Raw genomic sequence first — 25,258 nt, 5'->3', positions numbered from 1 at the left:
ATAGATATCGCGTTTGACGCCGAAGAATATACGGGTAGAAACGCATTCGAGGTCGCGCCAAAAGAAAATAGGCGTCGCACCTCCATTGTCCTCCGGAAGCTCATTCAAGAACAGGCTGGCCTATCTTGACGCAATCCGCGCGCTCGGCGTGCTGCTCGTCATCGCCTACCATACATCCTATCGTTTCGCGCCGCTCGAGGGCGATCCGGTGGGCCGCACGTTGCGCGTTATTGGCTGGATGGGGGTCGACCTGTTCTTCGCGCTGAGCGGGTTTCTAGTCGGGTTGATCCTGTCGAAAGAGAAGAACCGGCGCGATATTGCCCTGTTCTTTCGCAAGCGTTTTTTCCGCATCGTGCCGATCTTTGTCGTGGCCGTGGCAACTTTTGCCCTGGCTGACCTGGCGACGAACGACGGGCGCAATTTTGCCAATATGTGGAAACCGTTGCTGTTCCTGACCGGGTATCTCCAGCCGATCCAGGGGGAAGCCTTGGTTCCATTCACGATCACGTGGTCCCTGTCGGTCGAAGTCAGCGCCTACATCCTGCTCGGCCTGCTCGCGTGGAAAGCATGGCCGCGTTTCGGCCTGGTGCTGGCGACGCTGGTAGTCCTGTCGATTCCCTTGCGATTCTGGCTCGCCCTCGGGCTTGGCTGGGAAGAGGGGATGATCGGCATATTCCCGCCGGCGCGGATCGACGCCATTGCTCTTGGAGCGCTCGCGGCAATAGGTAAGTTTGATCGCTTGTTGGCGATACCGCGCGCCGCTCTGATGTACGGTCTGCTGACGATCGGAACAATCATCGCGTTCCGGTTTGCCACCTGGTATCCGCCATTCATCGCGACGGTCGGCTATCTGATCTTTGGGTTGTTCGCAGCCTTGTGGGTCGCGGCTCTGGCGCGGTTGGAGCCACGGGACAACGGGGTGGTCTCATTCTTCGCCAGCGTGGGACTGGTGTCCTATTTCATGTATCTTTTCCACCTCTTCGTGATCGAGGCAGTCCTGCTGGTGGATGCCAGGTTCTGGATCGGTCTTGGCTTCTGGGGCGGATTCCTGATTGCGTCGGCGCTGACCTATATTGCCGGGCTTGTTTCGTGGAAGCTGTTCGAGCAACCACTGATCCGATTCGGGTCGCAGCGGCGCGATCCGGGGCCGGCACTGGTCCCTTAAATCTGCGCCAAAAGTGGCCCGATCTGCAACCGGTCGCCCGGTTCGATCGCGCGCCACGCTTTAACGAATGCCTCTTGGCGCAGTTTCGGATTTGTTACCTGCGCTATGGCCTCGTGCAATCCTGTGACACTCTCGATCAGCAAGGGGTGCGATGCATAGAGCGCGTCGCGCTGGAACGGTGTCAGGCTTGCAATGATCACCGGCTGGCCAAGCCGCAGGCCATCGGTCAGCACCGTTGAAGGTGCCGAGACAGCGACGGAAAATTCACCCAGTGCCGCGTATGGCAGGTCAGCAGGCCAGCGCGTGAAACCGGCCTCGGACACGGCCTGCTCCAGACGCTCGCGTTCGTTGTCGGGCACCAGATCAATCTGCGGATGAGGACGCCAAAGAACCCGCGCGGGATCCTGCCCATGCGAATCAGCTACTGCGCGCACCCATTCGACGAGTTCGCAATCGGGGCGCGAACCAAGCTTGGCAAAGCTGGGATTCTGGAGGTGCGTATAGGAAGTCAGCAAAGCCCAGTCGCCATTGCCCGCCGCGACCGCTGGACGCTCAAGCGGAAGGTGCATGCAGCGGCCATAAGCGGGCAGCTTCGCGCCTAGCCGCGCGTCCGCACCACTGGGGTAAACCGCCACATCGGACATGCCGGCGAAGGCCCATCCGATATTGGTCCCATGGACCAGATGCACGGTTCGCGTGCTTTGTGCGTGCATTGCCTGTTCAAGCTGAGACGTGTCTGCAGTGCCGGTGTGGGCAAACAACGCACTGTTGACCGGCAGACCTGTCGCCGCCTTGCGCCACCAGCATGCGTGCGCCGAACCCAATGCCATGCGAAAATCGATTGCGAGCAGGGCACGAAACGCAATCGGTCCGCGAAACCGGGACACTTCGCCTGCTCCCCTCGCAAGCAACCGAATGGCTTCTGGAAGTCCGGCGAAAACGCTTCCAAGTGTTACAGGCCTGACAAAGCGCGCTTTGCCGAGCGTATTATCGGGATCCAGCGCCCTGGCAGCAGTGGCCGTGCCGGATGTTGGCCGTCCCAGCAACAAGACTGTCTTCGATGCCAGCTTTGCTTCGGCCAAGGCTGAACGCAAATGGCGCGTGCGCGTGCTATTCTCGCCATGCAATGCGAACACGGAATTGGCCTCGCTGAAGAGCGCACGGGCCTCGCTAGCCGATGTTCCGCGGTGGCGCAGGCTGAGCCAGATGAGCGTCAAAATGGCGATTACGCTCGCGATCAGATGCTTCAGCACCGTGGCAAGCCTTGACGGCCGGGTCTGGCCGCCGGTGAAGGACATTGCCGACCAACCTGCCAGCTCCAGCTTCCACAATGGATCCATCACGTCCGACACTGCGAGCGTCGTAAGCGCGGTCGCGTCGACCACAGGGTCGAGGCTGCGCGTTTCAGCCACTGCGCGTCTGTGCCGCGATATCAGCGAACAGTTGCTCCATGGCGGCACGCCCTTGCGCGACAAAACGCGCAAGGTTTTCCCGCTCCTCGCCATGCCAGCGAGCAGCGCGGGTGAGCAAGTCGTCATCAAGCTCTGCGGCATCGGCAATGGCACGCCACGGTTCCAGACCCGCATCGCGCAGGGTCGCTTCGATCTTGTGCGTGTTCGATCCGAGCGCGAGCAGGGGCGTCATGGCGCCAAGCGCAAAGATCATCATGTGAAACCGCCCGGTTACAATGAGCTCGCTGGCCGCGACCCGGGCAGTAAATTCATCGCGATTGGCGATTTGCCTGTTCAAATCCTGTACCGTCGCGCGCAGTGCGTCTCGGGCATGCGCGGGGCGCAGGAGGGCTGAGATGCTAGGATCGTATCGCTTGAGCCAGCGCAGCAGTTCGATCGGCCGGCGGGACAGCTGCACAATCGGAAGCGGGTCTGCGCCCAGAGCCCACATCCTGCGATAGAGGGCCAGAGCCTTCGGCCCCTGGACGCTGTCGCAATAGGCGATGCCGTCACGGGCTTCCGCCGTGCTGGGCCGGTGATATAGCGCCAGATCGGGTATCCGCCTCGGCGCGAAGCCAAGCCCGTTCAGCTCCGCCTCACTGGCGCTTTCTCTCACGCTGACAATATCGAACGCCTGAAGCTTTTTCAGGCTTTCCGCCGAGTTCGCTTGCCAGGTCGAATTGACGAGAAACGCCATTTTGCCATGGTCTTTGGCGCGGGGTCCGGCCTCGAGCAGAATTTGCCCCGCAGGCCGGTCGTGATGGATTGTGCCTTCGCCATTGACGATCACGCAGTCCGCGCTCTCGAATGCTGCAGCGACCGCCGGATTGGCCCGCCAGTCGCTATGCGCAGTGCTGCGCGCAACAATTTCGATATCATTGGCTGCGCACAGAGTGTCGATCGTGGCAACAACGCTGGTGCAGCCGTGGTGGCGGTCGATCCGCGTATCGTTGAGCAGGACCGCCCGGATGGTCACAACCGTCCGTCGCTCTCGTCGCGGCCGAACAGGCCCTTGGCATCGAAGAAGACACCGGTATCCTTGTGCAGCGTGCGGACTTGCTTGGCGCCCATTTCAGCGAACTGATGATGGCCAACTGCAAGGATGACCGCGTCATAGGTGCCCTCCGCCGGGGCTTCTGCCAGCGGACGGATGCCGAATTCGCGCTCGGCTTCTGCCGCATCGATCCACGGGTCCCAGACATCGACCTCGGCATTGAATTCCTGCAATCGGTCGATCACGCCGGCGACCTTGGAATTGCGCAGGTCAGGGCAGTTTTCCTTGAAGGTCAGCCCCATGACCAAAACGCGGGCATCGGCCACGGCAATCCGGCGCTTGAGCATCAGGTGTACGACCCGGTCGGCCAGATAAGTGCTCATCGCATCGTTTACCCGCCGCCCGGCAAGAATGACCTCGGGATGATGGCCCACCTGCTGCGCGCGATGCGTCAGATAATAGGGATCGACACCGATGCAGTGCCCCCCGACGAGGCCTGGCGTGAAGGGCAGGAAGTTCCACTTTGTCCCGGCCGCTTCGAGCACGTCACGCGTGTCGAGACCGAGCTTGTCGAACAGGATGGCCAGTTCGTTGATCAGCGCGATGTTGACGTCTCGCTGGGTGTTCTCGATCACCTTGGCCGCTTCGGCGACTTCGATCGAGCTGGTCATATGCGTGCCGGCGGTGACCACCTCGGCATAGAGCGCGTCGACCGCTTCGGCCACTTCCGGGGTCGACCCGCTGGTGACCTTGACGATGGTCGCCAGACGGCGCTCCTTGTCGCCAGGGTTGATCCGCTCTGGACTGTAGCCGGTGAAGAAGTCCTTGTTGTGCACCAGCCCTGACACGCGCTCCAGCACAGGGACGCACACTTCGCGTGTTGCGCCGGGGTATACGGTCGATTCGTAAATCACGACCGCCCCCTGCTTGAGCGCAGATCCGACGGTTTCAGAAGCCTTGACCAGAGGGGTGAGGTCGGGCCGGTTGGCGTCGTCGATCGGGGTGGGGACGGTGACGATGAACACATCGCACTCGTTTAGATCCGCCGGATCGCAGCTGAAGGTGAGCTTGCTGGCCGCAGCCAGATCCTCCGGCTCGACTTCCAGGGTCTCGTCGATCCCGCGCGAAAGGTCCGCCACGCGGTTGGCTCGAATATCGAAGCCGACGACCTTGCGTTTCTTGCCGAACTCAACGGCGACCGGCAGCCCGACATAGCCTAGGCCGATTACCGCAATCGTCTTTCCCGAAATGTCCATGCGTCACCCGTAAATAAAAGTATCAATTGCCGCGCTGTAAAAAGACGCCGCGTCTGTTAAGCGCGCTGCGTTGGGGAAGCGAGGTTGCGCAGTCAAGGGCGCATTCATACGCACAGGTACATGGCTTTCGCTCGCGGGTGAAACACTTGACATGGTCCGCTTCCGACCCGAAACGCCGCCGCGGTCGCCAATGGCCAGTAAACCGATGGACCGAGCCCCTTCTCGATGAGAATAATCCGCAGTGAAAACCCTGCCGCAAAACGTCACGGTTGGGTCATCCTTATGCTTTTCGCGGCTGTCGTCGCTGCGCTCGGCGGCAGCTCTCGGCCCGACGCGATTCAGACGGTTGCGCTGCGTCCTCTTGCCGGACTTTTCCTGATCCCGGCCATCTACTGGATCGACCGCGAAAAACTGCGCGACATCCGAACGCCGATACTGCTGCTGTGCGCGCTCGCGCTGTGGATGGCACTCCAGCTGGTCCCGCTGCCCCCCGCGCTGTGGCAACTTTTGCCCGGGCGGGAGCCGATTGCCGAGATCGGCGCAGCTTTGGGAGCGAGCGATGTCTGGCGCCCGATATCCATGGTGCCGGCCCGCACCCTCAATGCGCTCGCCAGTCTGGTCGTGCCGATAGCCGCGCTGCTTCTGGTCGCTGCGACAGGCGCTTCCAAGCGAACGCTGTTCCTGCTGATAATTGCCATCGGCAGCATCAATGCCGCCGCGGGGTTGCTGCAGGTCATCAGTGCCAATTCCGGCCCGCTCTATTTCTATGAAGTCACCAATTTCGGATCTCCGGTGGGCCTGTTTGCCAATCACAACCACGCTGCGGTGCTTTCGTCGCTCACACTGGTTCTGATTGCCTACTGCGCGACGGTTCCCGAATTCAGCTTCCACGGCAGTTTGCCCCGTATCGGTTTCGGCATTCTTTACGTGATGATCCTGTTTGCTGCCCTTATCGGGGCCTCGAGAGCAGGGCTGCTGACAGCGGCCTTGGCGCTGGCGACCAGTCTCGCCTTGCTCTGGCTCGAGCTGCGGCGGTCCAAGCGCGGCCGCCAGAAAGAACTCGAAAAATCTTCCCGCGTGCTCAGTCCGGCGATCATTCTGGCGATCGCTGTCGGCGCCTTGGCCGCCATGGTCGCCCTGTTCGCGCTTGCCGGCAGCATCCCGGCATTCGAACGCCTGACTGCTGGGGGCACATTCGAGGATTTGCGCTGGGGCTTGTTGCCGACATTGCGCGAAATGGCGTGGACCTATGGGCTTTTGGGCAGCGGGTTCGGATCTTGGGAAGAAGTCTATCACATTCACGAGCCAGATACGCTGATGTTCGCCTCTTACGTCAACATGGCGCACAACGACTGGGCGCAGCTGGTGATCGAAGGGGGTCTTCCGGCGCTGGCCCTCGTCTTTGCGCTGATCGCATGGGTCGTGCGCTCGATAATGGTGGTTGTAGGCGGCGGAGAGGCCGGACTGGGGCGATTGCTTCTGTGGCTCGCGTTGGGAACTATCGTTCTGTTCGCAAGCCTGGCCGACTATCCACTGCGCGCGCCGCTGTTTCAGTTGGTTGCGGTGTGGTTGGTTGCGGTTTTCGCATTCGAGCGGGCGACCTATCGCGGCGCGACTTAGGCATTCTCCGGAAAGGCTCCATTTGCCGTCCTTGAGCCATGCCATGGACGGGGCACCGGATTGTCAGCACAAACAGCTTTGCTTATGGTCGGTCGATGGTTAAGGCCACCCCGGTTCGGCAAATGAAGGGTCCGATGACAGGAATTGCATTAAGATTGAGTCTGGCCCTTGCGGCAGCGTTGACGCTTGCCGCCTGCACAAAGGACCGGTCGGTTGGCCTTTCGCCTGACATTCAGGTGGTTCAACTGTCGGAACTCCCTGCGTCGAGCGGGACACAGGCTTATACTGTGGGCCCCCAGGAGCGGATCGAAGTCACGGTTCTGGATGCCGAACCTCTGGGCGGCACGTATCTTACGGATTCCGAAGGTTACATTGCATTCCCGCTCGTTGGTGATCTTTATGTCGGAGGCAAGACTCCGAACCAGATAGCCGTCATGATCGCTGACCGGTTGCGCGGCGAGTATATCGTCAATCCGCAAGTGCGCGTCCGGCCCGCTGAATTACCGGTCCCTTCGATTTCGATCGGCGGCGAGGTCGTGCAGCCCGGGACCTATCCTTCCGCAACTTCGCAAACACTGATCCGCGCGATCAACAACGCCGGCGGACTGGATGAATATGCCAAGTCTGACGATGTGCTGGTGATGCGCAACGTCGGCGGCCAACGCTATATCGGCGTGTTCAATATCGAAGGCATCCAGCGGGGAAATTATCCTGATCCGGTGATTTATCCGGGTGATATCGTAACGGTCGGGGACTCGCCCTCGCGGCGCAACCTTGAAAACATTCTTCAGTTCATCCCGCTGTTGTCGACCAGCGCGATCCTGATCGATCGCGCCATTAACTGATCACGAGCGAGCCATGAACAACACCAATCCAATGACCGGCGATTATCCGACCTTTACCGCTAATGGCGATGACGGAACTGCGGAGACTTTCGGCCTCGATCTTGAGCGGTTCTATATCCAGGCGCAGAATCTGCGCTTCTGGATCCTCGGGATTATTGCACTGGGCTTGCTTGCAGGCCTTCTGGCCACGCTGCTGTCGACTGAGCTCTACCGTTCGACCGCGCGGATCGAAATCTCGCGCGTCACGCAGAACGTCACAGAGGCTGAACCGATCGAGTTGGAGGGGCGTAGCGGCGATATCCAGTATTTCACAACCCAGTACGAGCTGCTGGAATCCAGGTTCCTGGCGCAGCGAGTGGCCGATGCGGGCAACCTTGCGCGCGATGAGCAATTTCTTGCCGCTTATGGGCTGAATCTTGACGGCGATGTCCGTGAATCGCGGATCGAGCGTCTGCTGCGTGCCAATGTGCAGATCGACCCCGTTCCCAATTCGAATCTGGTGGACATCCGTTTTTCCAGTCCGGACAGTCAAGTTGCGGCGGATCTTGCGAACCTTTGGGCGCAGGAATTTCTCGATGCCAATTACGAAAAGCGCTTTGGCGCCAACGCGGAAGCTCGCGAATTTCTTGAAGGACAGATCGAAGAGCTTCGCGAGCGTCTCGCAGTCTCCGAGAAAGAGCTGATCGATTATGCCAATGCCAACGAGATAGTTATTCTCGTTACCGGCAGCGGCGAAGAAGGTGGATCGGAAACTGCGACAAGCACTTTGGTCGGAGCAGAGCTTGTCTCCCTGAACAATGCACTCGCCGTAGCGACAACGCAGCGCATTGCAGCTGAATCCGCGCTGCGGGCCGGCACCCGTAACGAAGCCGGAGCCGCGGCTGCGGCCAGCCTGCGAAACCGCTTGGCGGAAGCTCAGTCTCAGCTCGCGGAGCTGCGTTCGAAATTCGGGCCAGGATATCCCGAGATCAAGGCGAAAGAGGCGGAAATCGCTTCACTCCGTCAAGCGCTGAGTGGCGAGAGCTCGATTGACAATCAGGATGCGCAAGCAGCGTTCCGCAAGGCTTCGCTCGAAGAACAGCAACTGCGTTCACGCCTGAACCAGGTGAAGAACAGCTTCCTGGGTCAGCAAAACCAGTCGATCCAGTACGGCATTCTCAAGCGTGAAGTCGACACCAATCGCCAGCTTTATGAAGCGCTGCTGCAGCGCTTCAAGGAACTGGAAGCGGCGGGCGCCGGCAAAAACAACATGACATTGATCGATGCTGCGGAACCGGCCGGCGCGCCCTATGCGCCTTCGCTGATCCGCAACTTGCTGATCGGGCTGGTCATTGCTCTGCTTCTGGCTATCGCGCTGGTTTACCTGCGTGAGACGATGGACCGGACAATCCGCGATCCGAATGACGTACGCCGCCGCCTGGGTCTTGCTCCGATCGGCTTGATCCCGCGGGTGGAGACGGACGACATCGTCAGCGAGCTCGAGCAGCGCAGTTCGGAAATTTCCGAGGCCTATGCCGCAGCGCGGACCAACCTCGCGTTCCTGACGCCCAATGGCGCCCCGAAAACGCTCATGCTCACCTCGACCCGGCCGAACGAAGGCAAGTCGATTTCCGCTGTTGCACTGGCGCGCAGCTTCACCCAGCTGGGCAAGAAAGTGCTGTTGATCGATGCCGATCTCAGGCATTCCGGCCTCAGCGATTTCATCGGCATCGAAGCCGATCCAAATCATGGTTTGAGCGCAGTCCTTTCGGGCAACAATGGCGAGCTTCAGTCGGCCATCGTACAGGTCGCCCCGCACGGCTTCGATCTGCTGCCGACCGGACACAAGCCGCCCAATCCGGTCGAGCTTCTGGCCAGCGACCGGCTGGCTGAAGTTATCCGTCAGGCGGGCGAGCATTACGACCATATTCTCGTCGACGGCGCTCCGGTGCTCGGGCTGGCGGATGCTCTCGAAGTGTCCAAGGCAGTCGAAGGCGTGCTCTATGTCGTAGAGTCGAACGGAGTGAACATCCGGGCGATTGAAAATGCGATCAGCCGCCTGAAGTCGGCTAACGCTCATGTCTTCGGAGCGTTGGTAACCAAGCTTGATGAGCGCAATTCAACCTACGGCTATGGCTATGGCTATGGCTACGGCTACGGCTACGGAGATGATGATGCGACGGACGCGGCGCGCTCATAAGTCCGTTTTCAGCATTGCTGAGCCGGTTCGCTTCATAGCGGCGCTTGCCTTCGGGCTGGTCTTGTCAGGGGTCCTGTTTGTTCAGGCCCTCAGTAGCTTCAGCTCGCTGAAGGCACCGCAAGTGGCGGCCTGGTTGCCGATCCAGAATGGCTTGTCGCAAGAACAGCTCGCAGCGCGCACATTGATGGGCGGCGTAGAGACCCAGGACGATGTCGTGCCTTCGGCGCAAGCGGCGTCTTCGCTGGCGCTCGATGCCTTCCGGTCCGAGCCTCTCACTCCCAAGGCCCATGCAATTCTGGCGCTTGCAGAAAGCAATGCAGAGAGCCGGGCGCGGATCCTTGCTGCGGCAACGCGGATCAATCGCCGCGACTTGCTGCTGCAAGGCCTCATACTCGAAGAACAGGTCAAGGCTGGTGACTATTCGGGGTCGCTCGGAACGCTCGACCGCCTGCTGAAGGTTCACCCGGAACAGGAAGCCGCATTGTTCCCTGTGCTGATGCGTGCGCTTGAACAGCAAGCTGCCCTGCCGGTACTTGGCGAAATTCTCGATGGCAGTGCCGGCTGGCACAATGACTTTCTGGATTTTGCCGTACGCAAGCCGGATGCCCTGCCAGCCTTGGCCGACTTGCGGGAGCGCGCCGATGTGGGATCGGACGAGTTCGAGCGCCGTCTCATCGCAGGGTTGGCACAGAACAATCGGACAGACCGTGCCTATCGACTGTTCCAGATATCTTCCGGCAAACAGGCGGCAAGTGGCGGAGCGGGCCCGATCGATTGGGCCAGCGACTTTGCCCCGTTTGACTGGAAATTGGCTGACGACCGCGGACTTCGCGCGCAGGAATCGCGCCGCGAAGGCCAGCTGGATATATATGTCCGGAGCGGCGAGGGGGGGCTCATTGCCGAACGGTTGATCCGAACGCCCTCCGGGAGATTTGGGGTCAAGATAGGTCACCGCATCATGCCGGCGGACCAAATTCGCGATGTTCGATTGCAGCTGCGTTGCGCTGGATCGGGCACGCCGTTCTTCGATGAGCGCTTTGTGCGCGGCGTAAAGGTGTTCGAGGTCGGAGCCGCGCCCGCCGGATGCGGTTTCATGAGCATCGGCATTCAGGCCCGCGCATGGTCCGGTCGCTCCGCCTTGCGCGGAACAGTCGATCAGCTGGAAATCGTCAAGCTCGCGGCATTGCCCGAAAAATCAGACACAGGCGTTGCCGATACTGAGGAAGCTACGGAAGAATAATACGGCCCGCCTGTCAGTCGAGTGCGATATCCGGCGCGTCTTCCTGCTTCATACCGACGACGTGATAGCCGGCGTCGACATGGTGCGTTTCACCGGTCACGCCAGACGACAGGTCCGACAACAGATATAGCCCCGAGCCGCCAACGTCGTCGATCGTGACGTTGCGCCGCAACGGTGCGTTGTATTCGTTCCACTTCAGGATGTAGCGAAAATCGCCGATCCCGCTGGCGGCAAGCGTTTTGATCGGTCCTGCGCTGATCGCGTTCACGCGGATGTTCTGCGGGCCCAGATCGTTGGCGAGGTATTTGACGCTGGTTTCCAGCGCTGCCTTTGCCACGCCCATGACGTTGTAATGCGGTATGACTTTCTCTGCGCCGTAGTAGGTAAGCGTCACAATGGATCCGCCGTTCGGCATCATTGCCGCTGCGCGCTGTGCCACGGCGACAAGCGAATAGGCTGAAATGTTCATCGTCATGATGAAGTTGTCGAGGCTGGTGTCGACATATTTCCCGCGCAGTTCGTTCTTGTCCGAAAAACCGATCGCATGGACGACGAAATCGATTGTATCCCACCGTGCCTTGAGGGTGTCGAACGCTTCGTCGAGCGCGGCCATGTCGGACACATCGCAGGGGAAAGTGAAATCGGACCCAAGCTGTTCCGCGAGCGGCTTCACGCGCTTGGCCAAAGCCTCACCCTGATAGGTGAAGGCCAGCTCTGCGCCGTGTTCGCGCAATTGCTTCGCAATCCCCCAGGCGAGTGATTTGTCATTCGCCAGCCCCATGATGAGACCCCGCTTGCCCGCCATCAAACCGCTCATCTTCAATCCGATCCTTTCCTAAGTCTCGCCGCCTTCCCGCACGGCCGCCTCTTCTTCTTCCGGGGTCACCGCGAGCGCTGCATTCAACTCCGCGCCAATCACCACTCCTAGCCCAACAAGATAGAAAAAGAACAGGGCGATCATGATGCCCGACAGCGCACCGTAAGTCAGATCATAAGTGAAGAAATTGCGCAGCACCGGCGGCATCGCCACGGTGACGGCGACCCACCACAGGGTGGTCGCAAGTGCGCCCGGCCACTTGGGATACCGCTTGTGGCGATATCGCCCAGGCGTCAGCGAATAATACAGCAGATAGATCGAACCGAACAACCCGATGGCGGGGATGATGCGTGACAGCTTGAGCTCGCCCAGCGAATCGGAGAAATCGGGAATGTAGGCGGTGATCACTTCCTGCGCCGCGCCGATCAGGAATTGCGCAATCAGGCTGATCATCAGCAGGACGACAGAAACGATGATGATCGCGGTCGAACTCAGCCGGTATTGCCAAAAAGCTTTCGTCGCGTCTGTGCCGTAGGATCGGCGCAGGATATCGCGAATGGTTTCGATCAGGCTCCCGACGGTCCATAAACCGACCAGTGCCCCGGCCCACAACAGCCAGCCGCTGCGCGCATCGATAACATCGCGCGCAACGGGTTCGATGACGTTCCCCACAATCGGCGGGACGGCGTATAAAATCGTATCGACGATGGCCGCGCGTTCGCTCTCCTCGCCGAAGGCCCGAAACAGTGCGGCAGCGGTGATGAAAAACGGGAAGATGGCAAGGACGGCCATATAGGCCAGATTGCCCGCGTGAATGAACCCGTCGTTGTAAGTGCCGACAATGACCCGCTTGGTCACGCGCCAGATGCGCGTTCCGGGGCCAACCCTGTTTTTGATCCGGCCACGCAGCTGCTCGGCTTGCGCCCGGCGCGCTTCTGGCGTGTCCGAATGGATTCTGCGCTCGATGTCAGGGGGCAGATCGCTGTCGCTCATCGGGGCCCCTCGTGCAAAACGCGTCGTTCCTTCCGTCAAACCCCCAATTTCGAGCGAGGCTTGCTGTCGTCCTGCCAACCTTCGAGCCGCTTGGCCAGTTCCGAGATATCCTCCGGCAGCTGAATCTCGAGCGTTACCAACTGGTCGCCCCTGCTGCCGGCCTTCCTGGAAAAGCCTTTACCCTTCAGCCGCATCACTGTGCCGCCGTGGGTACCAGGCTTGATCGTGAGCATAACCGTACCGTCAACCGTGGGGCATTTGACCTTGGCGCCGCCGACCGCTTCATCGAGCGTGATCGGCAGGTCCATCCGCACATCGTCGCCTTCGCGGCGGAAGAATTTATGCTTGTCGATGGATATCGTGACGATCCCGTCACCGGAACCGCCCGGGCCCTGCTCGCCCTTGCCCTTGAGACGCATCTGCGTGCCGTCCTCGACCCCGGCGGGAAGCTTGAGATCGATCGTCTTGCCATCCGCCAGCGTGATCCGCTGGTCCTTGCGCGCGGCAGCATCGGCAAAGCCAACCCGCAGCCGATAGGCGATATCCGCACCCTTCTGCGGCGGAGGCGGACGCCGCTGCTGGCCAAAGCCGCCGCCCATTCCGCCGGCGGGTCGCCGTGCGCCGCCGCCGAACAGGCCTTCGAAAATATCACCGAGATCCACGCCTTCGGCGCCAAAGCCCTGCATGTCCTCAGGGCGAAATCCGCCTTGCGGTCCGCCGCCTCCGCGAAAGCCGCCGCCCATCCCCGCAAATGGATTGGCCGGGTTCCCGTCGGCGTCTATCTCTCCCCGGTCGAATTGTGCGCGCTTGGTCTTGTCGGACAGCAGATCGTAAGCCTGCGTGACCTTGCTGAAGCGCTCCGACGCGTCGGGCTTGCCCTTGTTGCGGTCGGGATGCAGCTCTTTCGCCAGCTTGCGATAAGCGCTCTTGATCTCGGCATCATCGGCCGAGCGCGAAACGCCAAGTGTTGCATAGGGATCAGCCATGGCGTGTTAGCTAGGTGCAACAGTGGCTTGGCGCAAGCGGAATGGCTCCGTGATCTTAGCTTGTGATCTGCTTCCGATGCCAGGCCCCTAGGTAGTAGCCGCCGGTCCAAGAAAGCGAGAAAACAAAAAAGAGAAAAGCCGAAGCAGCAGCAGAACCAGAAAAACTGATCGGAGTGTCGTCGGTGAATTGATCGACCGCCCAGATCAGCAATGCGAAACCAAAGAGATAGACCGCAGCTTCTCCAATGACTTCGTAAGTTAGCTCGCGACAACGATATGCACAACTATTGATGTAGCTTATCGCCAGAACCGGCAGCAGAGCAATAACCGCGATTATGCCGAATACTATCACTTCTTCTGACAACCAGATGCGGTTCGTCTAACGCGCGTTGATTGCCAGTTCAAGCGTCTGGGATGCTGGACCCTTTCCTACTTGGCGCACCGAGGTTAGAGCGGACGGGAGATGATTGTTGCTGCCCCGCCAAACCTAAGCACTGCGATTTTGATCGCCGAATCTTCGTCCCGGGATTCGACCACTAGGACTTTGTTCCATGTGTTCCACTTGGAAAGGAAAGCCCGTTGAAAGCTGAACAAAGCGCCATTCCCGACAGCGATCCCTTCGCGCTGTTCGACGGCTGGTTTGCCGAAGCGCAGGCGAGTGAGCCGAACGATCCGAACGCCATGGCGCTCGCGACCGCCACGCCGGGTGCCGCGCCATCGGTCCGCATGGTGCTGCTCAAGGGTCACGGCAATGACGGCTTTGTGTTCTACACCAATGCCCAGAGCCGCAAGGGCGAGGAGATCCGCGCCAACATGCAGGCCGCGCTGCTGTTTCACTGGAAGAGCCTGCGCCGGCAGATCCGCATCGAAGGCCCGCTGGAAGAAGTGAGCGCGCAAATGGCCGATGCCTATTTCCATTCGCGCCCGCGCAAATCGCAGATCGCATCTGCCGCGTCGGATCAGTCGCGCCCGCTGGAAGAACGCGCCACCTACTATGAACGGGTGGCCGCGATCGAGGCGGAGTATCCTGCAGGCGACATCCCGCGTCCGCCCCATTGGACGGGATTCCGCTTGCGTCCGCGTGCGATCGAGTTCTGGCTCGACCGTCCGGGCCGAATGCATGACCGGCGGCGTTTCACCCTTTCTGGCGCGGGCGATGCACTCGGCTGGAACAGCACGCTGCTCTATCCGTGACAGAAGAAGACGGCCCGGATCGCCGCGCTTTCCTGACCAAGAGCGCAGCGGCGGCGTCGATCACGGTCGCGCTGCTGCTCATCGTGCTCAAGGCGTGGGCCAGCGTGCAGACGAGTTCGACCGCGATGCTCGGGAGCCTGGCTGACTCGTCGCTCGATCTCATTGCCAGCCTGGCCACTTTCATCGGCGTGTGGATTGCCGCGCAACCGGCGGACGAGAACCACCGGTTCGGTCACGGGAAGGCGGAATCGCTCGCTGCGATGTTCCAGGTCATGCTGATTGCCCTGTCGGCGGCGGGCATCGGTTTCCGCGCCATGCAGCAGCTGATCGAAGGCGGCAGGACGAGCGCGGCGGAGGAAGGGATTGCCGTTTCAGCCATCGCGATTGTTGCAACGGTGGCGCTGCTCGGCTGGCAAAACTATGTGATCCGCCGGACCCGCTCCGTCGCGATCGGGGCGGACCACGTGCACTATCAATCCGACCTGCTGCTCAATCTCGCGGTCATTGCCGCTCTCGCGCTCGATCAATACGCGGGCTGGGGAGCAGCCGACCCTGTATTCGGGCTGCTGATCGCGGGCTGGCTGCTGTGGGGCGCTTGGCGCGCTGCGAGCGGCGCAATCGACCATTTGATGGATCACGAATGGCCGGAAGAAAAGCGTATGCGGCTGGTCGAACTGGCGGCCAAGCATCCAGAGCTTGCAAGCCTGCATGATTTGCGCACCCGGACAAGCGGGACGCACGATTTTGTCCAGTTCCATGTCGATCTGCCCGCGACCATGACAGTGGAACACGCGCATGACATCATCGAGCGGGTTGAAGCCGATTTGCGCAGCCACTTCCCCGATATGGAGTTGCTGATCCATATCGATCCCGAAGGACATGTCGACGAGCCTGGCAATCCGCTCGCCGAAGCCGATGAATTCGACAAACTGGAGAAGCCCGGATGAAATTGCCGTTCTGGCACGTAGATGCCTTTGCCGACCGCCCCTTCAAGGGCAATCAGGCGGCGGTGATGCCGCTCGATGCATGGCTGCCGGACGACGTTCTGCAAGCTATCGGAGAAGAGAACAACTTCGCAGAGACCGCTTTCGTGGTGAAAGACGAGAGCGGCGCAGCGGATTGGGAACTGCGCTGGTTTACTCCGACGTGCGAAATCCGCCTGTGCGGCCATGCGACATTGGCGGCGGGCCATGTCCTGTTGAAGCGAGACGGCGGCGACCGGGTAACCTTCCGCACCCGCAAGGCGGGCAACCTCGAGGTTAGGCGCAGCTCTGCCGGTTACGAACTCGCGCTGCCGGCCATACCGACGACCCGCAGCTCATGGCCGGAGGCTGCCGAGCTGCTCGGGGCGGAGCCAAGCGAAGTGTGGCTCAATCCCGATCGCTACGGCATCTACCTGTTCGAGAGCGAAGCACAGGTGCGCGCGCTTGAGCCTGATGTGCGCGGGCTCGGCGCGCTGGGCGACGACCAGTTCATCTGCACGGCACCGGGCGAGAATGTCGACGTTGTCAGCCGCGTGTTTGTGCCGGGCGGCGGCGTCGATGAAGACAGCGTAACCGGCTCGGCCCACGCAGTGCTGACCCCGTTCTGGGCGAACCGGCTGGGGCGCGATAGTTTCACCGCACATCAGGCATCACAGCGCGGCGGAGATCTGACATGCCGGCTTGACGGAGATCGTGCATGGCTCGGCGGCGCATGTGTCACTGTGGTCGAGGGAGCTTTCTACCTCACCGGGTAAAGTGCGAGGACATCGGCCGCTTCCTGCTTCAGGACGGCTCGCTCTTCGGCGTTCGAGTGGCCGAGGCGAACCAGCGTCAGCCTCTGCTCGGGCGAGACGATCACATATTGGCCCATGTGGCCGGTCATTGCGAACACGCTTTGCGGTGCGCGATCAGGAAACAGCGGGTGATTATCGGTCAGATCGGTCGGGCGATTGAGCCAGGTCTGGAGGCCGTAATGCGCTGAACGCGGGCTGGGCGAAGTCATCAGCTCAACCCATTTGCGCGGGAGCAACTGGCTTCCCCGATACGAGCCCTTGTTGCGCAGGAAATCGCCGAATCGCGCCCAGTCCCGTGCGGTGGCATGGATCAGGCTTCCACCGATCAACGTGCCTGCAGCGTCATATTCAGGCACTACCGATTCCATCGCCAGCGGCGCGAAGACGCGCGCTTTGAGAAATGTATCAACGGCTTGGCGCCGCAGGTCGGGATCATCGCTTTCCGTCAGAACTCGTGCGGCAATATCCGCGAGTATCACTGTCGTGCTGCTCGAATATTCGAACCGAGCACCCGGCTCGGCCTCCATCGGCTGAGCTTCGGCCCATCCCGCCATATCGTCGCGCCCGTCGAGCAAGAGCATCCGCACGAGAGATGTCTCGTAGAGGGGATCACCCGATTCGTCATGCTCGAGCCCCGACCGCATTTGGAGCAGCTGTCTCAGCGTGATCTCTCCGCGCGGATCGCCGGGCCGCTGCCAGCGCGGGATCGGAACTGATTCGTCGAGCCGCAACCGGCCGTCGGCGACCAGCATGCCGATCATTGCCGCCGTTACAGTCTTGGACATCGACCAGCCAACAAACAGCGTTTCGCGGTCATATCCTGGCGCATAGCGCTCCGCGACGACCTGTCCGCCATACATCAGCACGACTGCGCGCGTTTCGCCGACTCCGTCCTTGGTGAACATATCGTCGATCTCGCGCGCGAGGCGATCATCGGGTGCGCCTGCATTCTCCACTATCACAGACGCTTCGGCCTCGGCGCTGAGCGGAGCGGGGTCGGCAGGAGCATCACCGCAGGAAGCAAGGGCTGGAACCAGCGCAGCCACGGCGATACAGGAGCGGACGGACGACAGTCGGGCGAACATGCCCGGCTCACTCGCGCAAGCAGGAGAAGTTGGCAATGGTGAAATCGGCCGCGACAAGCAGATCCAGTCGCTGGCCTTGGGCACTGGCGGTGATCGCCCTGCTGCTGGGCGGAGGTGCGTGGGCTTACGGCGGCACAATTCAAGGTAATGCCGTTGCCGGGACCGCCTATATGGCGCGTGTCGCTTGCTCGTGCCGCTATGTCTCCGACCGCACCCTGGAAGATTGCGACAAGGACAAGCTCGAAGGGATGGAACTGATTACGCTGGTCGATAATCAGGAAACTAAGAGCGTCACCGCGCGCTTCCCCCTGATCGCAGCGCATAGCGCAAGTTATCGTGCCGGGTATGGCTGCGTGCTGGAACAGTGGGAAGAATAGGCCGGGTGCTTCAGGCCTCGACCGCTTCGGTATCGGCAATCCAGCCGCCACCGATCACCCGTTCGCCGGCATAGATTACCGCAGCCTGGCCGGGCGAAACTCCGAATTCGGGCTGTTCGAAACGCAGCCGGATACTCGATCCCTCGCCCGGTGAGCCCTCCAGCGTCACAGGAACGGGCTTGGACAGCGAACGCACTTTTGCTGCCAGCTGTCCACCCGGCAGAGGACCGATGCGGTTGGTTTCGATAACAGTTGCTGCCTCGACCGCCAGCATACGCCGCGGTCCGACGCGCACTTCGGCGCTCTCTGCATTGATGCCGATCACGTAGAGTGGTTCGGGCTGCCCGCCGATTTCAAGCCCGCGCCGCTGGCCGACTGTAAAGTGGATAATGCCCTTGTGTTCGCCAAGCACCTCGCCGGACGCAGCATGTACTATCGCACCGGATGTTCCGCCTTCGGGCCGCATTTTCTCGACGATCTTTGCGTAATTGCCGTCGGGTACGAAACAGATGTCCTGGCTGTCGGGCTTGGCAGCGTTGCGCAGCCCGGCCCGCTCGGCCAGCTCGCGCACCTGCGTCTTGGGCATATCGCCAAGCGGGAAGCGCAGAAAATCGAGCTGCTCCTCCGTCGTGGCATAGAGAAAATAGGACTGGTCGCGCGACGGATCGAGTGCGCGATGCAACTCCGGACCGGCAGGCGCCATGACGCGGCGCACATAGTGCCCGGTCGCGAGGCAATCCGCGCCGAGTTCACGGGCCATGCGCAGCAGGTCGGTAAATTTGGGCCCCATATTGCAACGGATGCAGGGCACCGGTGTGCGCCCGGCGAGGTAATCGTCGGCAAACTGTTCGACCACTTCTTCGCGGAACGCGCTTTCATGGTCGAACACATAATGCGCAATTCCGAGCCTGTCGGCCACTGCACGCGCGTCGGAGATGTCATCCCCGGCGCAGCACGCGCCCTTGCGGCCGGTTGCCGCGCCATAGTCATACAGCTGGAGCGTGATGCCGATCACTTCGGCACCGCTGGCAGCGGCAAGCGCTGCGACAACCGAAGAATCGACTCCGCCCGACATGGCCACAACTATGCGGCTGTCTTTCGCCGCACGAGGCAGATCGAACAGGCCGGCCACGTCCAGCGAGGCATCGAACAGAGTGGTTGCATCCATCCGCGCGCCCTTACACGCACGCGTGCAGAGCCGCTACCCCTGTGCCGATAGGGCCTCTGTGCAGATTGGGCGGTTTTACAATCCTAACGTCCGGTAAACCGCGGCTTTACTCGATCTTGACCATCGCAGCCTATCCAAGACGACATGATTGATGCCACACACTTGGATTTCGGACGCACAACTGCCCCGGACTGTCGCGAACTGCGCACGCCAGAATGGGCTGCGTTGGTTGCTCGTTTTGCCGCTGCGCGCGAGTTGCGCTCCACTCTGCATCGACCACTGCCGAGGGATGCGGGCCGATTTGCCTGCTTCGCGAGCCGGACGGCTGAAAGAGTTAAAGCCACAGCGGACTTTGTTAACCAAGCCAATTTAACCGATGGCAAAGCCGATGGGGCAAAGACGGTTGATCAGGTGACCCCCGCACATGGGAATGGCCCAACCGGCGATAGAGAGTTGTAATGATCGAGAACCAGAAAATCCGTCCCGCAAAGGTTATCGGCCCACTCGGTGAGCCGTTGACGCTGGCTGATCTTCCCAAGCCGAGCACCAAGCGCTGGGTCGTGCGCCGCAAGGCAGAAGTCGTGGCTGCTGTGAATGGCGGTTTGCTCACGATCGATGAAGTTCTCGAGCGCTACACACTGACACTTGAGGAGTTTGCTTCCTGGCAGCGTGCGGTCGATCGATCAGGGATGCAAGGGCTGCGTGTGACGCGCATCCAGCATTACCGAGACCTTTACGAGCGCCAGCTCAAATACTGATCTCCCCACGGACAGAGTCTGTCCAGCCTTTCGTGATTTCGTGCTTGTCCCCGCGGGAACCAGCAATGCCTATCGAGCGTTGTCGAGGCAATATCATGAAAACAGGAGGCTACGGGCCATGGGAATTCTAATTACGATAATCGTCGGCGGCATCGCAGGTTGGCTCGCCAGCATGGTTATGGGCCGCGATGCCTCGATGGGCATTATCCTGAACATTGTTGTCGGTGTGGTTGGCGGCTTGATCGGCGGCTTCCTGCTGGGCAGCTATATCAATCTGTCACCCGAATGGCTCAGCTACCTGATTACGGCGTTTATCGGCGCAGTCATTCTGTTGCTGGTCCTGAACCTCGTACAGCGCGGACGGGCTCGCTAAAACAGATCACTGACACCGCAAGTTGTCAGAGCATATTGGGCGGTCGGCTTTCGAGTCGGCCGCCCATTTCGTTGAACAGGCATTCGTCGGGTCGGAAAGTCGTCTGTCGAACGGCGATAGTGGATGCAAATACACTACATTAAGGCTGCTTGCACATGGTGACATAGGCGTGTAACACACTTCTCGCCGTGGGGCACAGACCATTCGAGGTAAGCAATGAATTACGAGACAACCGTGCGGGCGGAGTCAGACGGAGCGTTTGATTCGAGCCAGGTTGATGGCGAAACCTCTTCCAACACGAAACGCAATGTGCTGATCGCACTGGCGATTATCCTTGCACTGATTATCGGCGGCGGGTTGTATTTTTATTCGCAAGGACAGGGCGCGACTACTGCTAGCGCTGATGATCGGGCCGACCAGGCGCCGGTCGTTTCCGTCATCTCTCCCGGCTCCGGTACGATCGCTGGCGAGATTAGCGCGACCGGCAGCTTGGCGGCCCGACGGGAAATGCCTGTCGGCGTGGCTGGCGAGGGCGGCCGGGTGGTCTCCGTTACGGTCGATGCAGGCGATTGGGTTCGCGCGGGCCAGGTCCTGGCGGTTATCGATCGCTCAGTGCAGAATCAGCAAGTTTCAAGCGCATCGGCACAGGTCGATGTGGCCAAGTCCGACGCGCAGCTTGCACAGGCCAATCTGGACCGCGCGCTTCAACTGGTCGAGCGCGGTTTTATTTCCAAGGCGGATGTCGACCGGCTCACTGCAACCCGTAATGCCGCTGTCGCACGCGTTCGTGTTGCAGAGGCGCAGGTCCGCGAACTGCGGGCACGCAACGCGCGGCTCAGCGTCGTCGCACCAGCTTCCGGGCTGGTTCTTGAGCGCAATGTCGAGCCGGGCCAGATTGTCAGTGCCGGATCCGGCGCGCTGTTCACCGTAGCGCGTGGAGGCGAGATGGAATTGCTGGCGCAGCTCAGCGAAGACGATCTCGCAAAGATTGCAACGGGGGTCGAAGCGACTGTCGTGCCCGCCGGTACGGACAAGCGCTTTACCGGTCAGGTCTGGCAGAAAGCTCCGGTGATCAACCAGCAGAACCGGCAGGGCACGGCGCGGATCGCACTGCCCTATGCTCCCGAGCTTCGCCCGGGCGGCTTTGCCACCGCGACTATTCAAAGTGGAACGATCGTGGCGCCCATGCTGCCCGAATCGGCAGTCCTGTCGGATGACAAGGGCAGCTTCGTTTATGTCGTCGACAAGGAAAACAAGGCACAGCGCCGTGCGGTCGAGACCGGCCTTGTCACGGAAAATGGCATCGCGATTGTCTCCGGCCTGAATGGCACCGAACCGGTGGTCCTTCGGGCGGGCGGGTTCCTGACCGCAGGCGAGTCGGTCGTTCCGCGCAAGCAAGGCGAATAGGGAAACGCGGCTTCATGAACTTTCAGAACATATCCGCATGGTCAATTCGCAATCCGGTGATTCCGTTGGTGTTTTTCACCGCGTTGCTTTTTGCCGGCTTGCTCAGTTTTGCCCGGATGGATGTGGTCAACAATCCCGATATCGAGTTCCCGGGCGTCAACGTAAGCATTTCGCAACCCGGCGCGGCGCCGACGGAAATCGAAAACCAGATCACCCAGCGGGTTGAATCCGCCGTTCGTTCGCTCAATGGCGTGCGCAATATCTCGTCGACGGCGCGCGAAGGCAACTCCAACACATTTGTCGAATTCGAGATCGGCACTGATGTTAATGCTGCGGTTTCGGAAGTGAAAAACGCAGTCGACTCCGTGCGTGGCAGCTTGCCTGACGGAATCCTGGAGCCGCGGGTAAACAAGGTCGAGATCGCCGGTGGCTTCCTCGGGATCTACGCAGTCGAAGCCGACGACATGACCATCGAGCAATTGAGCTGGTTCATCGACGACACAGTCGCCAAGCAGTTGTTGTCGGTCGAAGGCATGGCTGAAGTGAATCGCTTTGCCGGCGTGAATCGTGAGATCGAGGTTATTCTCGATCTGCAGCGGATGCAGGCGCTTGGGGTTACAGCCGGTCAGATCAACTCGGTATTGCGGCAGAACAATCTCGATGCCGCAGGCGGCATGGCCGAAGTTGGCGGGACGCGGCAATCGGTCCGTGTTCTGGGCAACAACGAAAGCGCTTTCGATCTCTCGCAGCGCCAAATCCGCGTGTCGGGCGGGCAGACCATCCGCCTGACCGATGTCGCAACCGTGCGGGACGGTTTCAGCGAACGCGATTCAATCAGCAAAGTGCGCGAAAAAGAAGTGGTGAACTTCGCCATGTCCCGCGCGCGCGGCGCGTCGGACGTGACCACGTTTGACGAGGCAAAACTGGTTATTGAGCGGATCGAGACGGAAAATCCGGGTGTTCGCTTTATCCCGCTGTTCAACACGGTCAAATACACCGAGCAGCAATATGAAAGCTCGATTGCCGCGATGATCGAAGGCGCGATCCTGGCTGTTGTGGTGGTGTTCTTCTTCCTGCGTGACTGGCGCGCCACGGTCATTTCGGCCATCGCCATTCCGCTATCCGCGATCCCGACGTTCTGGTTCATGGACCTGATGGGGTTCAACCTGAACCAGATGTCCTTGCTTGCGCTGGGCCTGGTCGCTGGTGTGCTTGTCGATGATGCCATCGTCGAGATCGAGAATATCGTCAGACATATGCGAATGGGCAAATCCGCCTATCAGGCATCGATCGACGCGGCCGATGAAATCGGACTGGCCGTTGTTGCGACGTCGTTCTGTATTGTCGCGGTTTTTCTGCCGGTTGGCCTCATGCCCGGCATTACCGGTCAGTTCTTCCAGAACTTCGGCCTGACCATCGTCGCGGCGGTTCTGATGAGCCTGGCGGTCGCGCGCGCGATAACGCCGATGCTGGCCGCCTATTTCCTCAAGGCAAAGGGTCATGCCAACCACGGTGATGGCCCATGGATGGACCGCTATATGTCGGTCCTCAACTGGTCGCTCGATCGTTCCAAGATGATCGAAGCGCGGGAAAAGCTCCCCGGCATCAAGCGGCGAGCCGTCTATGTACCCGTGCTGCTCGTAGTCTTGATAATGCTGATCGTACTGAGCGGCGGGGTCGTGATGCAAAGCTATAACGCCTTGTCTCAGCTCGCCCTTCCGGAGGCGATTGCCAATGCGGCCGTCGCGAACGATGAATCGCCGTTATGGACAATGATCGATCGACCGCTCGAGCTCGTGCAGTTCGCGATCGTCCTATTGCTCGGTTTCGTTGTTGGTTTTCTTTTCCTCAAATCGCTCGGACTGCTCTCGCGCGTGTTCGGTTCGGGCATGCGCGACAGCTGGCGCTATCTCGAAGCGCGGTTCCTCGATCACCGCGTCTGGATGATCGGCGTCGGCTTTTTTTCGTTCCTGCTGACTGTCCTGCTGTTCGGCCAGACCCCGTTCCAGTTCCAGCCTGAAGTCGACCAGGACAACAGCCGTGTAGAAATCGAAATGGTCCCCGGCACGACCCTCGAAACGACAGAGCGGGTTGCCGATGAAGTTGCTGCTTTGTTGTATGAACAGCCCGATGTCGAACGTGCGCTTGAGCGCGTGCGAGAGGGCAATGCAACGATCTACATCACGCTCAGCCCCGACCGCGAAAAGAAATCCTTCGAGTTCGAGCGCGATCTGGCTCCGGAACTGGCCAAATTCCCCGATGCGCGCGTTCGTTTCCAGTCGCAGGGCGGGCCCGGAGGACCAGGTAGTGGCCGCGATCTCACGATCATGCTGGCCGGCTCCAATCCGGATTTGCTGGAAAGCACTGCCGCGCAATTGGTCGAAGAGCTGAAAGGTCTCGATTCGATTGTCGCGCCGCGGATCACCGCGGATATTCCGCGCCCGGAGATCATCATTCGCCCGCGTCCAGACATTGCCGCTGATCTCGGGGTCACAACCGTTGCGCTGAGCCAGGCGATCCGTATCGCAACGATGGGTGAGATCGAGCAGAACGCTGCCAAATTCTCCCTCTCGGACCGGCAGATCCCGATCAGCGTGAAGCTCCCGAAAAGCTCACGCGAGGATATCGACACGATTGCCAATCTGCCGGTGCCCACTTCGTCGGGCAGCTTCGTTCCGCTGGGCCGAGTTGCCGACATATCCTTTGGTTCGGGACCAACTTCGATCCAGCGCTACAATCAGAACCGCCGCGTTTTCGTTGGCGCTGACCTTGCCAGCAGTGTTCTTCGTGGCGATGCGATGGAAAAGGTGAATGCGCTGCCGACGCTGAGCAATTTGCCCTCCGGGGTCATTCGCGATGCCGTGGGTGAAGACGAACTGCAGATTGAATTGCTGGAGAATTTCACCGTCGCATTGATTGCCGGCATCCTGCTTGTTTTCGCGACACTGGTACTGCTCTACAAGCGCTTGATGAGCCCGCTGGTGAACATGTGTTCGCTCGCTCTGGCTCCTCTCGGCGGGATATTCCTTGTCTGGATCGTTGGCCAGCCGCTGTCGATGCCGGTGCTGATCGGCATATTGCTGTTGCTGGGCATCGTGTCCAAGAACTCGATCCTGCTGATCGACTTCGCAATCGAAGCAATGGCTGAAGGCAAAAACAAATTCGATGCGATCATGGATGCAGGGCATAAACGTGCCCAGCCGATCGTCATGACAACGGTCGCCATGACGGCTGGCATGGTCCCCACGGCTCTATCGCTGTCGGGCGATGGTGCCTGGCGCGCGCCGATGGGCACGGTTGTGATCGGAGGATTGATCCTGTCGACGGTGTTGACCCTGCTGATCGTTCCGGCAGGCTTCAGTCTGGCGGACAGCCTGGAGAAACGGATGGGTCCGTGGCTGCGAGAGAGGTTCCTCACCTATCGTCCGGGCGATGATGCCGAATTTGTGCCTCAGCCGGCTGGACCCGGGTCAGGGCCGGGGCCTGGTTCGGGACCGGGACCGGGACCGGATAAGCCGGCCCCAATTCCTGCAAGCCGCATTCCCCCGGACGGCCAACCGGCCGAGTGAGCGC

Annotated in this window: 22 protein-coding genes; 13 read left to right on the top strand and 9 right to left on the bottom strand. The window is 60.5% G+C overall.

Annotated features, from left to right (window positions below):
* Positions 1–85 precede the first annotated feature (85 nt).
* The gene (locus E0502_RS05895) at positions 86–1,165 is read left to right on the top strand and encodes an acyltransferase family protein (RefSeq protein ID WP_161593712.1); all 1,080 of its coding nucleotides are present in this window, start codon (positions 86–88) and stop codon (positions 1,163–1,165) included.
* Here E0502_RS05895 and E0502_RS05890 read toward each other — a convergent pair.
* The 3 genes from E0502_RS05890 to E0502_RS05880 are packed head-to-tail and all read right to left on the bottom strand — an operon-like array spanning position 1,162 to position 4,866.
* Positions 1,162–2,577, bottom strand: coding sequence for a hypothetical protein (locus E0502_RS05890; RefSeq protein ID WP_137676980.1), 1,416 nt, complete (start codon positions 2,575–2,577; stop codon positions 1,162–1,164). The genes E0502_RS05895 and E0502_RS05890 overlap by 4 nt on opposite strands.
* The gene (locus E0502_RS05885) at positions 2,570–3,592 is read right to left on the bottom strand and encodes a polysaccharide pyruvyl transferase family protein (protein WP_137676979.1); all 1,023 of its coding nucleotides are present in this window, start codon (positions 3,590–3,592) and stop codon (positions 2,570–2,572) included. Before E0502_RS05885 ends, E0502_RS05890 begins: the two co-directional genes overlap by 8 nt.
* Positions 3,589–4,866 (bottom strand): nucleotide sugar dehydrogenase, encoded by a 1,278-nt coding sequence (locus tag E0502_RS05880; protein ID WP_137676978.1) that lies wholly within the window; start codon positions 4,864–4,866, stop codon positions 3,589–3,591. Before E0502_RS05880 ends, E0502_RS05885 begins: the two co-directional genes overlap by 4 nt.
* A 282-nt stretch (positions 4,867–5,148) precedes the next feature.
* On the opposite strand from E0502_RS05880, the gene E0502_RS05875 reads away from it, so the two are divergent.
* The 4 genes from E0502_RS05875 (at position 5,149) to E0502_RS05860 (ending at position 10,750) form a co-directional block, all read left to right on the top strand.
* Positions 5,149–6,486, top strand: a complete 1,338-nt coding sequence (locus tag E0502_RS05875) for an O-antigen ligase family protein (RefSeq protein ID WP_161593711.1) — start codon at positions 5,149–5,151, stop codon at positions 6,484–6,486.
* Positions 6,487–6,641: 155 nt separating this feature from the next.
* Positions 6,642–7,331: a polysaccharide biosynthesis/export family protein gene (locus E0502_RS05870; protein ID WP_161593710.1), complete on the top strand. Its 690-nt coding sequence runs from the start codon at positions 6,642–6,644 to the stop codon at positions 7,329–7,331.
* Positions 7,332–7,344: 13 nt separating this feature from the next.
* Positions 7,345–9,510, top strand: a complete 2,166-nt coding sequence (locus E0502_RS05865) for a GumC family protein (protein WP_137676975.1) — start codon at positions 7,345–7,347, stop codon at positions 9,508–9,510.
* Positions 9,455–10,750, top strand: coding sequence for a hypothetical protein (locus tag E0502_RS05860; protein ID WP_137676974.1), 1,296 nt, complete (start codon positions 9,455–9,457; stop codon positions 10,748–10,750). Before E0502_RS05865 ends, E0502_RS05860 begins: the two co-directional genes overlap by 56 nt.
* A gap of 13 nt (positions 10,751–10,763) precedes the next feature.
* Here E0502_RS05860 and fabI read toward each other — a convergent pair whose 3' ends face one another.
* Genes fabI through E0502_RS05840 form a run of 4 tightly spaced genes read right to left on the bottom strand, consistent with a single transcriptional unit; the run spans position 10,764 to position 13,910 of the window.
* Positions 10,764–11,567 carry an enoyl-ACP reductase FabI gene (fabI, locus tag E0502_RS05855; protein ID WP_137676973.1) on the bottom strand — a complete coding sequence of 268 codons (804 nt, stop codon included), beginning with the start codon at positions 11,565–11,567 and terminating at the stop codon, positions 10,764–10,766.
* 18 nt (positions 11,568–11,585) lie between these two features.
* Positions 11,586–12,560, bottom strand: coding sequence for a YihY/virulence factor BrkB family protein (locus tag E0502_RS05850; protein WP_137676972.1), 975 nt, complete (start codon positions 12,558–12,560; stop codon positions 11,586–11,588).
* A 35-nt stretch (positions 12,561–12,595) separates the two neighbouring features.
* The gene (locus E0502_RS05845; RefSeq protein WP_137676971.1) at positions 12,596–13,546 is read right to left on the bottom strand and encodes a DnaJ C-terminal domain-containing protein; all 951 of its coding nucleotides are present in this window, start codon (positions 13,544–13,546) and stop codon (positions 12,596–12,598) included.
* A 55-nt stretch (positions 13,547–13,601) separates the two neighbouring features.
* Positions 13,602–13,910 carry a hypothetical protein gene (locus tag E0502_RS05840; RefSeq protein WP_137676970.1) on the bottom strand — a complete coding sequence of 103 codons (309 nt, stop codon included), beginning with the start codon at positions 13,908–13,910 and terminating at the stop codon, positions 13,602–13,604.
* Positions 13,911–14,125: 215 nt separating this feature from the next.
* Between E0502_RS05840 and pdxH the strand changes: the two genes are divergently transcribed.
* From pdxH to E0502_RS05825, 3 genes are read left to right on the top strand one after another with little or no spacing between them, the layout of a single operon-like run.
* Positions 14,126–14,740 carry a pyridoxamine 5'-phosphate oxidase gene (gene pdxH, locus E0502_RS05835; protein WP_137676969.1) on the top strand — a complete coding sequence of 205 codons (615 nt, stop codon included), beginning with the start codon at positions 14,126–14,128 and terminating at the stop codon, positions 14,738–14,740.
* Positions 14,737–15,687 (top strand): cation diffusion facilitator family transporter, encoded by a 951-nt coding sequence (locus E0502_RS05830; protein ID WP_137676968.1) that lies wholly within the window; start codon positions 14,737–14,739, stop codon positions 15,685–15,687. The genes pdxH and E0502_RS05830 overlap by 4 nt, the downstream gene beginning before the upstream one ends.
* A complete protein-coding gene (locus E0502_RS05825; protein ID WP_137676967.1) occupies positions 15,684–16,478 on the top strand; it encodes a PhzF family phenazine biosynthesis protein in 795 nt (264 codons plus the stop codon). Before E0502_RS05830 ends, E0502_RS05825 begins: the two co-directional genes overlap by 4 nt.
* Here the strand turns inward: E0502_RS05825 and E0502_RS05820 are convergent.
* Positions 16,463–17,602: a serine hydrolase domain-containing protein gene (locus E0502_RS05820; protein ID WP_137676966.1), complete on the bottom strand. Its 1,140-nt coding sequence runs from the start codon at positions 17,600–17,602 to the stop codon at positions 16,463–16,465. The genes E0502_RS05825 and E0502_RS05820 overlap by 16 nt on opposite strands.
* A 35-nt stretch (positions 17,603–17,637) precedes the next feature.
* Here E0502_RS05820 and E0502_RS05815 point away from each other — a divergent pair, with 35 nt between their 5' ends.
* On the top strand, positions 17,638–17,979 hold the full coding sequence (locus E0502_RS05815) for a hypothetical protein (RefSeq protein WP_137676965.1): 342 nt from the start codon (positions 17,638–17,640) through the stop codon (positions 17,977–17,979).
* Positions 17,980–17,989: 10 nt separating this feature from the next.
* On the opposite strand, the gene mnmA is transcribed toward E0502_RS05815, so the two are convergent.
* Entirely contained in the window at positions 17,990–19,147 is a 1,158-nt protein-coding gene (gene mnmA / locus E0502_RS05810) for a tRNA 2-thiouridine(34) synthase MnmA (RefSeq protein WP_137676964.1), read from the bottom strand.
* Positions 19,148–19,605: 458 nt separating this feature from the next.
* Here mnmA and sciP point away from each other — a divergent pair, with 458 nt between their 5' ends.
* From sciP to E0502_RS05790, 4 genes are all read left to right on the top strand, one after another.
* Positions 19,606–19,905, top strand: coding sequence for a CtrA inhibitor SciP (sciP, locus tag E0502_RS05805; protein WP_137676963.1), 300 nt, complete (start codon positions 19,606–19,608; stop codon positions 19,903–19,905).
* Positions 19,906–20,023: 118 nt separating this feature from the next.
* Positions 20,024–20,278 (top strand): GlsB/YeaQ/YmgE family stress response membrane protein, encoded by a 255-nt coding sequence (locus tag E0502_RS05800; RefSeq protein ID WP_137676962.1) that lies wholly within the window; start codon positions 20,024–20,026, stop codon positions 20,276–20,278.
* A gap of 216 nt (positions 20,279–20,494) precedes the next feature.
* Complete coding sequence (locus E0502_RS05795) at positions 20,495–21,685, top strand: efflux RND transporter periplasmic adaptor subunit (protein ID WP_137676961.1); 1,191 nt, start codon at positions 20,495–20,497, stop codon at positions 21,683–21,685.
* A 14-nt stretch (positions 21,686–21,699) separates the two neighbouring features.
* A complete protein-coding gene (locus tag E0502_RS05790; protein WP_137676960.1) occupies positions 21,700–25,254 on the top strand; it encodes an efflux RND transporter permease subunit in 3,555 nt (1,184 codons plus the stop codon).
* Positions 25,255–25,258: the final 4 nt, after the last annotated feature.

It is taken from the genome of Parerythrobacter lutipelagi (assembly GCF_005434975.1).
Classification (GTDB): Bacteria; Pseudomonadota; Alphaproteobacteria; order Sphingomonadales; family Sphingomonadaceae; genus Parerythrobacter_A; species Parerythrobacter_A lutipelagi.
The sequence above is the reverse complement of the archived record's forward strand: the minus strand, read 5'-3'. Positions and strand labels throughout refer to the sequence as shown.

Excerpts from the sequence above, each read along its gene's own strand:
- E0502_RS05880 (WP_137676978.1), bottom strand. The coding sequence starts at position 4,866 with ATGGACATTTCGGGAAAGACGATTGCGGTAATCGGCCTAGGCTATGTC.
- E0502_RS05875 (WP_161593711.1), top strand. The coding sequence starts at position 5,149 with ATGCTTTTCGCGGCTGTCGTCGCTGCGCTCGGCGGCAGCTCTCGGCCC.
- E0502_RS05865 (WP_137676975.1), top strand. The coding sequence starts at position 7,345 with ATGAACAACACCAATCCAATGACCGGCGATTATCCGACCTTTACCGCT.
- E0502_RS05860 (WP_137676974.1), top strand. The coding sequence starts at position 9,455 with ATGGCTACGGCTACGGCTACGGAGATGATGATGCGACGGACGCGGCGC.
- fabI (WP_137676973.1), bottom strand. The coding sequence starts at position 11,567 with ATGAGCGGTTTGATGGCGGGCAAGCGGGGTCTCATCATGGGGCTGGCG.
- E0502_RS05850 (WP_137676972.1), bottom strand. The coding sequence starts at position 12,560 with ATGAGCGACAGCGATCTGCCCCCTGACATCGAGCGCAGAATCCATTCG.
- E0502_RS05845 (WP_137676971.1), bottom strand. The coding sequence starts at position 13,546 with ATGGCTGATCCCTATGCAACACTTGGCGTTTCGCGCTCGGCCGATGAT.
- E0502_RS05825 (WP_137676967.1), top strand. The coding sequence starts at position 15,684 with ATGAAATTGCCGTTCTGGCACGTAGATGCCTTTGCCGACCGCCCCTTC.
- E0502_RS05820 (WP_137676966.1), bottom strand. The coding sequence starts at position 17,602 with ATGTTCGCCCGACTGTCGTCCGTCCGCTCCTGTATCGCCGTGGCTGCG.
- E0502_RS05815 (WP_137676965.1), top strand. The coding sequence starts at position 17,638 with ATGGTGAAATCGGCCGCGACAAGCAGATCCAGTCGCTGGCCTTGGGCA.
- mnmA (WP_137676964.1), bottom strand. The coding sequence starts at position 19,147 with ATGGATGCAACCACTCTGTTCGATGCCTCGCTGGACGTGGCCGGCCTG.
- sciP (WP_137676963.1), top strand. The coding sequence starts at position 19,606 with ATGATCGAGAACCAGAAAATCCGTCCCGCAAAGGTTATCGGCCCACTC.
- E0502_RS05800 (WP_137676962.1), top strand. The coding sequence starts at position 20,024 with ATGGGAATTCTAATTACGATAATCGTCGGCGGCATCGCAGGTTGGCTC.
- E0502_RS05795 (WP_137676961.1), top strand. The coding sequence starts at position 20,495 with ATGAATTACGAGACAACCGTGCGGGCGGAGTCAGACGGAGCGTTTGAT.
- E0502_RS05790 (WP_137676960.1), top strand. The coding sequence starts at position 21,700 with ATGAACTTTCAGAACATATCCGCATGGTCAATTCGCAATCCGGTGATT.